At 36.6% G+C, this 13596-nt stretch carries 10 protein-coding genes; 2 read left to right on the top strand and 8 right to left on the bottom strand.

Annotated features, from left to right (window positions below; translation table 11 throughout):
• Window positions 1-10: 10 nt before the first annotated feature.
• Entirely contained in the window at window positions 11-3622 is a 3612-nt protein-coding gene (locus A0J48_RS00640; protein WP_200319349.1) for a helicase-related protein, read from the top strand.
• A 268-nt stretch (window positions 3623-3890) separates the two neighbouring features.
• Here the strand turns inward: A0J48_RS00640 and A0J48_RS00635 are convergent, their stop codons facing one another.
• The 6 genes from A0J48_RS00635 to A0J48_RS00610 all read right to left on the bottom strand — a co-directional run bounded on the left by A0J48_RS00635 (window position 3891) and on the right by A0J48_RS00610 (window position 9141).
• On the bottom strand, window positions 3891-4946 hold the full coding sequence (locus A0J48_RS00635) for an acyltransferase family protein (RefSeq protein WP_200319347.1): 1056 nt from the start codon (window positions 4944-4946) through the stop codon (window positions 3891-3893).
• Window positions 4947-5112: 166 nt separating this feature from the next.
• Entirely contained in the window at window positions 5113-6717 is a 1605-nt protein-coding gene (locus tag A0J48_RS00630) for an NAD(P)H-quinone oxidoreductase subunit 4 (protein ID WP_200319345.1), read from the bottom strand.
• 363 nt (window positions 6718-7080) lie between these two features.
• Window positions 7081-7593: a coiled-coil domain-containing protein gene (locus A0J48_RS00625; RefSeq protein ID WP_200319343.1), complete on the bottom strand. Its 513-nt coding sequence runs from the start codon at window positions 7591-7593 to the stop codon at window positions 7081-7083.
• A 33-nt stretch (window positions 7594-7626) separates the two neighbouring features.
• On the bottom strand, window positions 7627-8445 hold the full coding sequence (locus tag A0J48_RS00620) for a class I SAM-dependent methyltransferase (protein WP_200319341.1): 819 nt from the start codon (window positions 8443-8445) through the stop codon (window positions 7627-7629).
• Window positions 8446-8581: 136 nt separating this feature from the next.
• Window positions 8582-8914, bottom strand: a complete 333-nt coding sequence (locus A0J48_RS00615; RefSeq protein WP_200319339.1) for a DUF5615 family PIN-like protein — start codon at window positions 8912-8914, stop codon at window positions 8582-8584.
• Window positions 8911-9141, bottom strand: coding sequence for a DUF433 domain-containing protein (locus A0J48_RS00610; protein ID WP_200319337.1), 231 nt, complete (start codon window positions 9139-9141; stop codon window positions 8911-8913). The genes A0J48_RS00615 and A0J48_RS00610 overlap by 4 nt, the downstream gene beginning before the upstream one ends.
• A gap of 172 nt (window positions 9142-9313) precedes the next feature.
• Here A0J48_RS00610 and A0J48_RS00605 point away from each other — a divergent pair, with 172 nt between their 5' ends.
• A complete protein-coding gene (locus A0J48_RS00605; RefSeq protein WP_200319335.1) occupies window positions 9314-10612 on the top strand; it encodes a hypothetical protein in 1299 nt (432 codons plus the stop codon).
• 277 nt (window positions 10613-10889) lie between these two features.
• On the opposite strand, the gene thrB is transcribed toward A0J48_RS00605, so the two are convergent.
• On the bottom strand, window positions 10890-11801 hold the full coding sequence (gene thrB / locus A0J48_RS00600; RefSeq protein WP_200319333.1) for a homoserine kinase: 912 nt from the start codon (window positions 11799-11801) through the stop codon (window positions 10890-10892).
• 245 nt (window positions 11802-12046) lie between these two features.
• Complete coding sequence (locus A0J48_RS00595; RefSeq protein ID WP_200319331.1) at window positions 12047-13417, bottom strand: FAD-dependent oxidoreductase; 1371 nt, start codon at window positions 13415-13417, stop codon at window positions 12047-12049.
• Between the last annotated feature and the right edge of the window lie 179 nt (window positions 13418-13596).

Below are 13596 nucleotides of genomic sequence, written 5' to 3'. Positions count from 1 at the left end.
GGAGATTAACATGAAATCTAAAATAGCTGAAGATTTGGGACGTTTGTTTGAAGTAGGTTTTAATGTTGGGGTTCTTGCTTATATTGAAGAAAAGAAAATTAAGCATAAATTTGGTAACTTATATCGTCAAGAATTACAGCAGCTAAAGTTACAGAAAATCCAACAGCGATTTGTTGATAAAGTTATCAGCACTGTAGAAAGAGAAATGGCTAAAAAATGGAGTATATTTTTTATTCAAAAGGGTTTTTTAAGTGGTTTTAATTTCTTTCGAGAATACATCAAATCCACAGGTTGGGATAAACCACATAAGTTACCAAATGTGGAAATATTATATTATCAATGTCGGTTTAATGGTGATAACAGTATTGGTACTTATGACACCAAGGATGATTTTCACTGGTTTGGTGAAGTATTAACTCAATTTGATAACTTAGATAACATCTCTCAATATATTACAGCTTATAAGAAAAAAGGTGAATTTCTGAATGCAGATACTTTAATTTTATTACGTAATCGTAGAGAATATCGAGTTATTTGTGTTGATTTATCTGTGTTTTCTATTATTACTAATGAAGATATTGAAGATATTGATTATATAGCAATTATCCGACGTTTTTTAATGAGTGATATTAGCTATTTACGTTTTAAAAGTGTCTTTTCTATTCTTCGTATTGTTACTGAGTCTTTTGGTTTAGAATTCTCGGAAGGGTTAAAGACATACTTTACTGCTTTTAAATACAGAGATAAAGAAAGTACCAAATCAATTCAAGCTGCTTGTTATCTCCATAGCTTCTATGAATTTCTGCAAAAAACTACTATTCTCCCAGATAAAGCAAATGTAGTTTTCAATTCTATAGGATATAGTGATCGCGGCATTAGCACAATATCCATTCAACAAGAAAATGTAGATATCTTAAAAACCTGTTATCAGATTTACAAACATGATTCTAGTCCTCAAGAAATTCCCCAAGCACGCAAACAAGTTTTAAATAAAATTAAAAACAGTGCTTACAAGAGTTTTGAACGCGGTAAAGAGTTTGTTGATTCTCTTTTAGAAATTCCTGCTGACAAGATTAATATTTTACCTCGTCACACAGAGAAAATTAGTGGATTTATGAACTCTGTCGGAGAAGTTCCTTCAGAATTGATGAATGAGTTAGGGTTAACTGGAACTATAACATTAAGAGATGCTCATGCTGAATTAATTAAAAAAGCTCTAGTTTCTCAATCTACTTATATATTTTTAACTGGAAATCCGGGAATTGGTAAAACCACCGCAATTGTTGATTTCTTGAAAACACATATAGATGAAGGTTTTCTTTTCTTTTATGTCAGTCCTCGCAAACAAGTTAATCTAGATATCATCGAAAAATTTAAAGATAAAAATACTGGAAAATTATCTGATGACAAATTATTAGCTATAAATACAAACAGTAACCTACTTACAGATAACCCTGGACGTTACACTGTTCAATACACATCTAACCAGCGTCAGGGTAAATTTACGAAAAAGTCTGTTCACTTTCTCGATAGTAGGGATATTGAACAACAAAAAGCCAGACGTGCGGACAGACTCCAGCGAACGAAGGAAGATGTAATTCAAGATGTTGGACAAAAAAAGCAGGGTGTTCTCAATAGCATTTGCGAAGCTATTTCCACAATTGTGGAACAAAAAATATCAAATAATATTATCGCAACCGCTTCTATTCAATCCTTGAAAATAACTGATGCGGGTAACACCTTAAAGCATTTTGATCAGTTATTTAACAATGCTTACAATACCACAGATGGTATAGTTTTACATCAACAAATGCAAGAAATATCTGGGAGAATTAAGGATCTATTCATCATGATTGATGAAATTACAGGTGATGATGGAGGTGTAGAGTTTTTAAATGGAATCCATCAAATAATAGAAAAGTATCAATTAATGGATTCTCAACATGGTTTTAATACTAAAGTAATTGTCGCTGATGCTTCAATTGTTGATAAAAATGTGATTATTCAACACCTATCTGATACTTCTCCAGAACCAGATAAAATATATTTTCGTCGTGCTGTAGATACTGCTCAACCTCTTTCTGTTCAACCATTGACATTTAAAGGTTTAGAATCAACTGTTATTAATACTAACTCTTACCCAGCAAGTAGTTTATCTATAAGTTATCAAGCATTGGTTGAATCTTCTAAATTTAGCGAAAAATCCGGATTAAAGCAACAATATAATTTAGAATCTGGATTACAAAATGAAATTTTAATGGATATTGAATCTCTTCTTCAACGATCAGATGTGGAACAGGTAATTGTTTATATTCAAAACAAGCGTAAATTAGCAGAACTGATGGATAAAATTAAGCGACACAGGGGAACATTTGAAAAATGTATAGATTATTTAGAAATACACGCAAATATTTCTGAGAATGAAAAGAAAGAAATTAAAAAATTTCAGGAAAATGTCAAAGTCATTTTTATGACTGCTTCCGGTAGTCGGGGTTTATCTTTTCCTAAAGCTAAACATATTCTAGTAGAAATTCCCAAATTTGAAATCGAAAAAAACCTGATGGAAATAATTCAGGTTATTTATAGAGGTCGAGGAAATGAGAATATAGATAATCAGGATAAAGAACTAATTTTTTACTTAGCAGAACGAGCAGTTTATTATCAAGATGACGCAGAAATATCTTTACAAGAAAGTGCGCTAAGTCTGTTAAATATTTTATTGATTTTAAAAGCTGCTATCATGACCAGAATTTTTGGTTATGGTCGCATAGGTCGAGATAATTTTATTCTGATTCCTATCGGTGGAAAATCTGTTTTTGCTGCTGGAGAAACATTTTCTGCTCAAATGGTCAACCTTATCCGTCAATTAAAAACAGAATATCAACGCACTAAAAGCGATGTATTGCTGAAACAAGTTTATACAAACTTAGAAAACCTGCTAGGACGAGCAGATTTTGTAATTCAAAATGCAACTGAGTCTAATTATTTAGCATTACAAAAGTCTTTCAACAGTAAGTTTTCAGAAATTGCTCATACTCTCGATAAGTTACTAGATTTTGGTAAACTTGAATCTGGTTATATGAGTGGAGCTTTACTGGTAGTTCCTATTGCTAATAAGTTAGAAGAAACTTATCAAATGCGACTAGCTGATATAACAACCTACGCTAATGAAGAACTGTGGAAAAATATGCAGGAAATTACCCGTCGCAAATCTTCTTATCCAGAAAATTTACGATCTGCTATTAAAGATGTTATAGAATTGGTGAAAAAGTTAAGCGATGGGGTAGAAAAAACACAAAGACTTGAACAGAGTAGTCAACACACAGATCAATATTATGCTTTACCATTATTTGCGTTTATTAGTGGTGCAGTGATGAAAGAATATTTTGAAACTAAACCAGAAGAACCGGAAGATCAACGTTTTAAAGATATTTTATCTATATATATTCGTTCATTATATCCTGTTGGTAACGTTTTACCCATAGGTCATAATTATCAAGAATTCCCATTTGTGGTATTTAGAAGTTATAGCTTAGAAGAAATTAGAAACAAAATATTTACAGAAAAATATCTGTTAAATTCTAATGAGTTGAATGTTTTAAATTTGATTCTTTCTTGTTAAACCTAATGTTAATTTTTTCGCATTTATAAGAGCAAAACCCATTTCCACCGACCTAAAAACCTGTTATACTTATTTTGATGAGGAAGAACTATCTTCTGTGCATAAGCAAAATAAAAACTTTTTAAGCGTAACTATCATCCAGAAATAGTAGTAGGTTGAGTTGAAACAAGAAAAACCAACAATACAATTATTCAAACCCCCTGTCGGATAAAACAGTCTGACAAAGAACTCAGTCATATTTGCTGACGATAAATCTTAACAACCTAAATCATTTCTTCTTTGTCATCAACTTATTAGATTTTAATGGTAAAAACAACAAAGACAAGTAGTCATTTCGTTTGACCAATTCCCAAATCAACAAAGGAATCGTAGAACCAATAATAAAAGCACAAAATTTAGTGAAATAGTTGGACTCATAGTATGTTGTCAAAAAATTATATGCTGTGCTTTGGAAAATATAATGGAAGATTAAAATAAATAAACTACCAGTACCAATAAATGCAAATATCTCTCCTATGACCTTATATCTAGATATCCAACTGGAAATACACAAAACCATATATATTCCAGAAATTGCCTCTAACGTTGATATTATTAAGTGATCGTATCTTCTCAAGTTTAAATCAATCGTATATTGAAAATAATAATGACAAAAACCAAATAATAATAAACTAAATATCAAATATTTGTATTTAACTTTAAAATCAAAAATCTTTTGCTTTAACAAAAATCCTAGTAAAAAGAAAAAACCACTAATAAATACAATATCAATGCTCAAGGGAAGACCTGGTAGTAAAAAATTCTGACTAAATAAATCAAATGTAACTCCACCAAAACGAATAGGGATTTGCCAAAAAACACGACGAATTAAAAAACCTATTAATAGTAATAACAACAGCAGCAAAACTTGGAAAATTCTTTTGATAGAACTTAGTTTTGTTACCCTGACAAACAACCAAGAAAACACCCAAACAGCCCAAAGATGAGTAAGAAACCACAAAGGTCCCCATACAAGAGGAATGGTAAAACTGGTACTATAAATGATTCCAGCTAAATAATTAATAATTGAATTATTCGGAAACATAGGATACACAATTATCAACGTTGTCAAATATGGCTTGATAATTGAGTCAAATTTACTCCACATTAATTCTTTTAATTTGCCATCAGCATTGAAAAACAAGCCCGATAAAAATAGAAATAATGGGAGATGAAAAGAAAATATGATGTAGAATAACTTACCTTTTATATTGTTATGACCAAATACAACCAACAATATGCCTATACCTTTTGCTATATCTATATGCTGTAGTCTGGTATTCATAATTGTTTTGATTGTCCTGAAAATTAGATTTTACTACTTGTGTAGTAAAAAATACCCTAATTCTTCCAGAAGTCAGATTATAAGAAAATTATAGGGGCAGCTTTCACAACCACCCCTAAAACCCCTCTTATGTAAGATTTAGCAGCGCCCTTGACGAGCCTTATAATTACTCAGATATATTAACGAATTCAGAACTAGCTAAAGTTGGTGCAGTAAAGATTTGTGAGTACAAGTTAGCTGGTTGTTGACGAGCTACAACTGGTAACACTTGACGAGCATGAGCAGCAACTTCCACAGTCTTCACATCATAGGTTTGTGTAGCTAATTTAGGATAGAAACCAATCCCAATGATAGGTAGCAACAAACAAGCAGTGATGAACAATTCACGAGGTCTAACATCAGCGACTACAGCATCTAAATGCAACTCTTCACTTTGCTGGCCGTAGAACACTTGACGCAACATAGAGAGTAAATAGATAGGTGTGAGAATTACACCAACTGCTGATAAGAAGATAACTACAACTTTGAAACTAGAACTATAAACATCGCTGGTGCCAATACCCAGGAACACCATCAACTCACCAACGAAACCACTCATACCGGGTAAAGCTAGAGAAGCCATTGCACCAGCAGTAAACAGAGCGAAGGTTCTGGGCATTACCTTAGCAATACCACCCATTTGATTCATCATCAAGGTGTGAGTACGTTCGTAAGTTACACCAGAGAGGAAGAACAAACTAGCAGCAATTAAACCGTGGGAAACCATCTGTAACACAGCACCGCTGATCCCAATTTCTGTGTAAGATGCAATCCCGATTAATACAAACCCCATGTGAGCAATTGAAGAATAAGCTAAACGGCGTTTGAGGTTGGTTTGAGCAAAAGCGCAACAAGCACCGTAAACAATATTAACTACACCTAAAATTGCTAAGACTGGAGCAAAAACAACGTGGGCATCGCTTAACATTTCCATGTTGAAGCGAATCAGGGCATAACCACCCATCTTTAACAACACACCCGCTAATACCATTGAACCAGGAGCAGATGCTTCACCGTGGGCATCAGGCAACCAGGTATGGAAGGGGAAAATTGGTAGTTTTACACCGTAAGCAATTAAGAAACCTGCATATAGAGCCAATTCTAAGACTTTGGGATATTCTTTCAATCCCAATTCTGTCATGTTGAAGGTGAAGTTATCACCATAGAAAGCCATTGTTAAACCAGCTACCAGAATAAATATAGATGCAGCGGCTGTGTAGATAATAAATTTGGTAGCTGCGTAGCGGCGGTTTTTTCCTCCCCAAATGGAAATCAATAAATAAACAGGTACTAACTCGATTTCCCACATTAAGAAGAACAATAACAAGTCTTGGGCGAGGAATACGCCTAATTGGGCGCTGTACATCACCAGCATCAACCCATAAAATAAACGCGGCTTGTTAGTTACTTTCCAAGCCGCGAATACTGCAAGTGTGTTGATTAAACCTGTTAACAGGATGAGGGGCATTGACAAACCATCAACCCCGACTGCCCAGTTCAAGCCAATTTGGGGAACCCAAGCATAGCTCTCTGTCAGTTGCAAGGCTGAACTTTGGAAGTCGTAACCTTGCCAAAAGGCACAAATCATTAATGCAAAGTCCGCAAAGGCTACTCCTAAACCATACCAGCGAACTGTTTTACCGTCTTTATCAGGAATAAAGGGAATAGCTAGGGTTGCCACCAAGGGCAAGAAAATTATGGCTGATAGCCAAGGAATCTGTATCGGATTCATCACTGTTGACAATCAATTTTTGATTTTTCTTTTAATTAGATTATATTAAGGAATCGTTACTTTTGTAAACAATTTCCTTTACATATTTTCAAATCAGACAATTTTTAGTAATAAATACTTACTAACATCGTCTCGTAGCCATTCTAAGAGTAAAATTTTGTAACGTCAACAAAAAAGCGGCTGAATTTGCCGCCAATTTAAGTTATAATTTTTGTTTAAAATTTTGATGTTGATTTAATAAAGCAGCTAACCGGTGCAGAGAAAAATATTTACCTCCTGCCTCCTGCCTCCTGCCTCCCGCCTCCCGACTCCTGCCTACTGCCTTCTGCCTCCTGCCTCCTGCCTTCTGCCTCCTGATAATACCTAAACAATACGGTTGACAATCGTCCACACTTCCCCATCAGAACGTACATGGGGAACAGAGATGGTTTTAAATCCGGTAATAAAGGGTTTATAGTAAACCTGCCAATACATGGGGCTAAGTTCATCAGCGCAGGCTTTGAGCAGTTTAATTTCCTCGGCAAGTTCTTGTGCCAGTTCATTCACACGCTGGGCATGAATTTGGGCTACTTTTTTCGCTGCTTCCAATTCCTGTTGTTGTTGAGAAAGACGTTGAGAAAAAGTTAGTGAACTATTTAACTGCGCTTGTTTTTGTTGTTTTTGTTGTTCTAGAAAAGCGATCGCACTATCTATACCTTGAATTTCTGCCGCAATTTCCGGGTTTTCCCTAGCTTGACGACGATAAGCTTCTACTATTGCTAAATTTGAAGTATTATTTCCAGATTCTACATGATTATTACTGAGTTTAGCGCGTTCTGCCTGTAATGATTGAATCTGTGAATTGAGTTCTTTAATCTCTATCTGAATTTTATCCATATATATAATGATTAAGGATAGGTGAACAAGCCATTATTGCTTTTGGGCGATAGCATATAAAACATTGACTTTGAGTGCATGAACTTCATTAGCTTGAAGGAAACGCACATTTGCTTGTCGGACACGCTCCCTTACCACCGGATCAAGCTGATCAATTGTACCTCTTAGTCCACCACCTAAAACCATTGTCCACCAATCTTCAGGGCTAGTCAGTTCATGAATACCTGCTTCTGCAAACACCTCTACCTGTGTTGCACCACCAGCTTCTAGTAATGCTTGGAGGGAAGCAGGATCACTGATCCGATCCCAAGGTGTAAATTTTTTAACTAAATCTGGACGTTCAGCCTCCACTGCATTCCAAAATATTTGATTAGCAGGTTCAAAGACATCTTTTCCCCAGGAAGTAATAGCTAGTTTACCACCGGGACGAACCATGCGCCAAAGTTCCCGAATCGCTGCAACCATATCAGGAACAAAGAAAATTCCGAACACACAAACAATAGCGTCAAAACTCTCATTTGGTAAACCGAGATTTTGAAAATCTCCATATTGAAACTCGATATTTTCCAGACATTGCTGTTTTGACTTATTCCGTCCCAGTTGTAGAAGAGATTCAGCAATATCTATTCCTAGTACCTTTCCTGTCGAACCTACAGATAATGCGGCGGGAATTGCAGAAGCACCAGTTCCACAACAAACATCTAAAACGCGATCGCCATTACGAAGAGCAAGTCTATCAATTGTTCGTTGTCCAAAGCGATTCCAAAATGATAATGCTGGAGCATCAAAGTTATCAGATGCAGAATTAAAAATTGCCTCTGTTCTGACGAGCATATCTTCTTTATTGGTCATTGATAGTAAATGCTCCTTTTCTTTAATAGTCAGGTATTACATTAGAGAAAGAATACTAGGCGAACGCCCTAAAATGTCGGCTAAAAATATACTAAAATGTAGAGGCTTTTTTGATGTACAAAACCCAACTAAAGTTTTATGGTAAGGCAAGCAGTGATAAATACTTATCTTGGTAAAATAAGGCGATAGCGTCAAAATTTCGACGCAGCAAATTTTCAACTTGTGAAGTCGAACAGTTACCAAGCCGAATCCAAATAACCTTCGGTGGATTCCCAAATACTAAACTGAGGTCGTGCATATCCGCGTCTTTTGAGACAATCATCAAATCATTAGACTTTGCATAATCCCAAACTATTGGATCGATAGTTGATTTCATCTCAACATCTCGAACGTGGAGGGAATTTGGAAAAAGGTCAGTCAAACGGAGTGGCAACTTGGGAGAGAGATTTTCGTCAAAAAGTAATTTCATGCGGATATTGGCACAGTCATAAACCGACGCTCGCGGTCAGCCGCATAAGCGATACAGGCTTTAAAATCTTCCCGCTTCAGATCGGGAAAGTCTTCAAGTATTTCTGCTTCTGTCATATCCGAAGCTAGGTACTCAAGCACTTCATAAACCGTTATCCGCAAACCGCGCACACAAGGCTTACCACCGCGTTTATTTGGTTCAATCGTGATGTAATCTCGGTAGTTCATAATTAGTCGGAGAAAATTAAATTTCTTTTGTCAACCCAACCGACAAGAGCGGCGAACACACTACGGTTATGCGGTAACTTAATTATACATAAATAATTGTACCCCATCTGCGATACAATTACAAGTTAGCTATTTGACTATCTGGAAGAATAGAGTGGAGTAATTATTGGTGATGACAGAATTCTCTTTAGAAAGTTTTTCGGAAAGAATACATTACGGCAAAACAAAGGATTATTTTCAAGAGGTTCTCTCTTCATACCACAATGGTAATTATCGTTCTGCGGTAGTGATGCTTTGGTCTGTTGCTGTTTGTGACATAGTTTATAAACTTCAAAATCTTGTTGATTTATACCAAGATCCAGTTGCAAAATCAATTCTTGATGAGCTTACGGCATTGCAAACAAATGATCCTAAATCAGCTTCTTGGGAACTTAAACTAATTGAAGATACTCATAACAAAACACAACTGCTAGATGGTTCAGAATATGAAAATTTACGATATCTTCAAAAGCAACGCCATTTGTCTGCTCACCCTACATTAAATGCAGACAGAGAATTGCATAGTCCAAATAAGGAAACTGTGAGATCGCTAATCAGAAATACTCTGGAGGGTTTACTCATAAAGCCTCCTTTCTACACACAAAAAATAATTGATGAATTTTTGGTTGATATCGCTGAATCAGCAGAAATACTTAATAACCTAGAAAAAGTCCAAAAATATGTCAATAGCCGATACTTAAATAGACTGAAACCTGAAGTTCAACTCTCGATTTATAGAACTTTGTGGAAATTCGTATTTAAACTTGATAACGATAAATGTAGAAAAAATAGATACATCAATCACAGAACACTTCAGGTAATTGGAAATCAAAACTCTGTAAGAATTTTAGAAAAAATATCAGGAGAGAAAGACTACTATAGTAATGTTTCATCAGATCCAAGAATCTTAAATTACTTAGTTTTGTATCTAGCAAAGAATCACAAAATTTATGATCTTCTTAATGAGGATGCTAAAATTAAAATACAGCATCATGTTGAAAATACTAATATAGGTAGAATTTGTGGATGGCTTCTCAAGGATAGTTTAGAGCAGTATTATCAAGATATCTTATCCTTGGTAGAGAGTAACACTTATGAGTTTGAGGATTTATCGTTAAAGTTCTTATTTGAGATATCTGATACAGAAGAATGGCAACACTTGTTTTGTCGCATAGTATCTAGCTACTACTGTTCAAGCAGGAGTTACGATCAAGCAGATTCTCGATTTCAGCAAGCTGTATCTCCTTATCTTGAATTATTTGATAAAGAAGAACTCATATTTCTAGTCAATAAAATAGAATTAAATAGACAGGTATATGGGCGTGGATTAGCAAGTGAAGAACACAAAGAAATCAAGGAGAAGATTTTTCAATTGTATGGAGAGGAATTTGATTTTACTCCCTACCCACATTTTAAAAGTAACGTAACGTGAGTTCGACGAAATTTATATAACCCATCTCCAAACCTCTCCCCTGAAAGGAGAGAGGCTTAAAAACATGATTTCATACTTGTAATAAAGGGTTAAAATGCCCCTTTCCGCGTCGGAGAGGGGTTGGGGAGAGGTTTATCGAATTCACGTTAACGTAATGAAAAATGAAGATTAAGTTAGCGAACTCATCAACTGCATAAAAGCCGAGAGCGATCGCTTCTCTCCTTCCTAGCTAGTTTCTTTATACAATTATGCAAAGCTAGATTTTGTTAATTACCCATTACAAAATAGTTGCCCCTTGAACATCAATGGGAAGCAATCGCACTACAGATTTGATTCCCATCTGCTTCCAAGCATCTGCTATCGCTGTTATTACGGCTTGTCTATGTAATTCATCTGTCAAAGCTAATAAAGTCGGTCCTGCGCCACTAATTACCATGCCATAAGCACCAGCCGCCATAGCCGCAGCATTTACTTCATCGTAACCAGGAATTAAGGCTTGACGATAGGGCTGATGTAACCTATCTTCTAAAGCTGCCCTTAACCATTCTTCCCGATTAGTTGCCAAACCCCGCAACAATAAACCAAAATGGGCAGTATTGAAAATTGCATCTGCTCGACTTACTTCTGTGGGTAAAACTCGACGCGCTTCTGAAGTTGACAACTCAAAATCAGGAATTGCTAGCACTGGAAGTATATGCCGATGCCAGGTAATCTCACAAATTTCCCAACCTCTGCTGCTAGTAGCCGCCAGACGGCATCCTCCTAATAAAGCTGGAACAACATTATCAGGATGTCCTTCCATTGCGATCGCTAACTCCATCACCTGCAAATCAGACAAAGGCGAACCCGCCAACTCATTAGCTGCAACCAACCCACCCACAATAGCCGTCGCCGAACTCCCCAAACCCCGCGCCAGTGGTACACCCAACTTAATCTCTATTTTCACAGCTGGCGGTGTCTGCTGAATATATTCATATAACTTTACAAAAGCCTGATATAACAGATTACTTTCATCCTTTTGTACCTTTTCAGCTTCTGTCCCAGAGACTTGAATAATTAACCCATCGTTATGACGAGTAAACTGAAATTGGTTGTAGAGCCTTAAAGCTGCACCAATGCAGTCAAAACCAGGGCCTAAATTCGCAGTAGTGGCGGGAACTTTAACAGTAACAGTAGAAATTACAGGCATTTTGACAATTAAAAATTAAAAATTAAAAATTAAAAATGGATTGCTTTAATAGCATCTCATGTAACTCGGTCATTTTTTCATTTCCCAAAATTTTTGCTACCCAGACCCCCGACTTATTCAATAAGTTGGGGATTTATAGCAGGAGGCAGGAGGCAGGAGTCAGGAGTAAAACCCTGTTGTAGTGGTAGTTTCATTATCAATTGATGTCCTCACCACCCTGTCCACGGCTATATCTGATAGTAATTTTAAACCTCTGACAGCTTCACATTGATGGGAGATAGCTGGGCTATTGGTTTAACCCACAAGTTGCCTAAAAGTATCCTCAGCATCATCTCTGGATGCATTAGACTCTGAGGGTTAGCCATTAAATTCACGACTTTGATAAAAGCCATTACGACCTTTGGATCATGCTCTGCTGCAACGTATAACTTGCTGATATACCAGTTGAGAAAACGCAGCATCAGACTACGTTTACCCTGAACTTCAGGTATTCTTAAATCACCACCAACCGCCAAATTCCAAGGAACATATAATAATTTACTGATTGCCGCAAAGAAACGCTGGGATAGATTTTTGGGTTTTGTGGCTAGACATTTTCCCAGTGCTACTGCTTCTAAAGCTGCAACCGTCATTCCTTGACCGTAAACAGGATTAAAACTACAAATGGCATCACCAAATACTAAGTAACCTTCAGGAAACCGCTTGAGTTTTTCATAGTAGCGACGTTGGCTGGAGGGGAATTTGTAGGGTATAAATTCTGATAAAGGTTCGGCTTGCTGGAGGAAATCATAGATATCTGGAACAGGTATAGATTTAGCAAATTCTAGGTATCCTTGTTCTTCAGTGGGTGCATGATCACCCAAGTAACCGCTGATACTCACAATCCAGCGATCGCCCTCCTGTGCGGAAATGACTCCATTGCGCCAATTAGGAAGAGACGCTCCCACGACCACAAAGTTATCACCTTGCAACTCTCCAGCTTGGCGACGATAAACACGAGTAGTATAACTTATGTCAATCTTGACTTTTTCTTCTAGAGGTTGTTCATAACCCAAAGATTCTAACCAACTCGAACTTTTAGAATTTCTACCACTGGCATCAACCACCAAATCTGCATTTAAGACTAGTTCTGAATTGTCCTCACCTAAATTTATATAGCGGACTCCAGTCACACAACTATTATCTGTATTGGTCACTAACCCCAAAACTTGACATTGCTGAATAGCTTGGACATTAGGTAAAGACAACAAACGTTGACGTACTTGAGCTTCTAGCAAAGGACGGCCAACCAGCAATCCTCTCAAACCATTATCATATCTACAAAAATATTTACCATCCGCAACCCAGCGGGAATTTTGGGATATTTCCGCAGAAATGCAGCCTTGGTCTATTAACTCTTGGGTGATTCCTGGGAAAAAATCTTCTATGATTTCCTTACCCTTAGCTAAGAGTGCGTGAGGATGACGATCTTGAGGAACTCCTTTGCGGCTATGGCCATGAGCAGGGAAAATATCACGTTCAAGAATAGTTACTTGTGTATAATATTCCGCTAATGCTCTGGCAGCCAGTAAGCCGCTCATGCTTGCACCGATAACAATTGCGTTTTGACCAGCCATTTTCATAAAAACTTCCGTCAAAAAATCAAGTTGGCAAAAATTCTTTGTATTGTCTGAATTGGCGATAATTGTAGATAAACAACACCCACCATCAATTTACAATGATAGCGGGAAAGAAGAGAGGGAGCAGGGGCAAGAGGCAGTAGTAAGTTTTTTTTCCCCACACCCCACACCCCACA

Source organism: Sphaerospermopsis aphanizomenoides BCCUSP55 (genome assembly GCF_001586785.1).
GTDB lineage: Bacteria > Cyanobacteriota > Cyanobacteriia > Cyanobacteriales > Nostocaceae > Sphaerospermopsis_A > Sphaerospermopsis_A aphanizomenoides_A.
The sequence above is the reverse complement of the archived record's forward strand: the minus strand, read 5'-3'. Positions and strand labels throughout refer to the sequence as shown.

Excerpts from the sequence above, each read along its gene's own strand:
- A0J48_RS00610 (WP_200319337.1), bottom strand. The coding sequence starts at position 9,141 with ATGAACTACCGAGATTACATCACGATTGAACCAAATAAACGCGGTGGT.
- A0J48_RS00630 (WP_200319345.1), bottom strand. The coding sequence starts at position 6,717 with ATGAATCCGATACAGATTCCTTGGCTATCAGCCATAATTTTCTTGCCC.
- A0J48_RS00625 (WP_200319343.1), bottom strand. The coding sequence starts at position 7,593 with ATGGATAAAATTCAGATAGAGATTAAAGAACTCAATTCACAGATTCAA.
- A0J48_RS00620 (WP_200319341.1), bottom strand. The coding sequence starts at position 8,445 with ATGACCAATAAAGAAGATATGCTCGTCAGAACAGAGGCAATTTTTAAT.
- A0J48_RS00615 (WP_200319339.1), bottom strand. The coding sequence starts at position 8,914 with ATGAAATTACTTTTTGACGAAAATCTCTCTCCCAAGTTGCCACTCCGT.
- A0J48_RS00640 (WP_200319349.1), top strand. The coding sequence starts at position 11 with ATGAAATCTAAAATAGCTGAAGATTTGGGACGTTTGTTTGAAGTAGGT.
- thrB (WP_200319333.1), bottom strand. The coding sequence starts at position 11,801 with ATGCCTGTAATTTCTACTGTTACTGTTAAAGTTCCCGCCACTACTGCG.
- A0J48_RS00605 (WP_200319335.1), top strand. The coding sequence starts at position 9,314 with ATGACAGAATTCTCTTTAGAAAGTTTTTCGGAAAGAATACATTACGGC.
- A0J48_RS00595 (WP_200319331.1), bottom strand. The coding sequence starts at position 13,417 with ATGGCTGGTCAAAACGCAATTGTTATCGGTGCAAGCATGAGCGGCTTA.
- A0J48_RS00635 (WP_200319347.1), bottom strand. The coding sequence starts at position 4,946 with ATGAATACCAGACTACAGCATATAGATATAGCAAAAGGTATAGGCATA.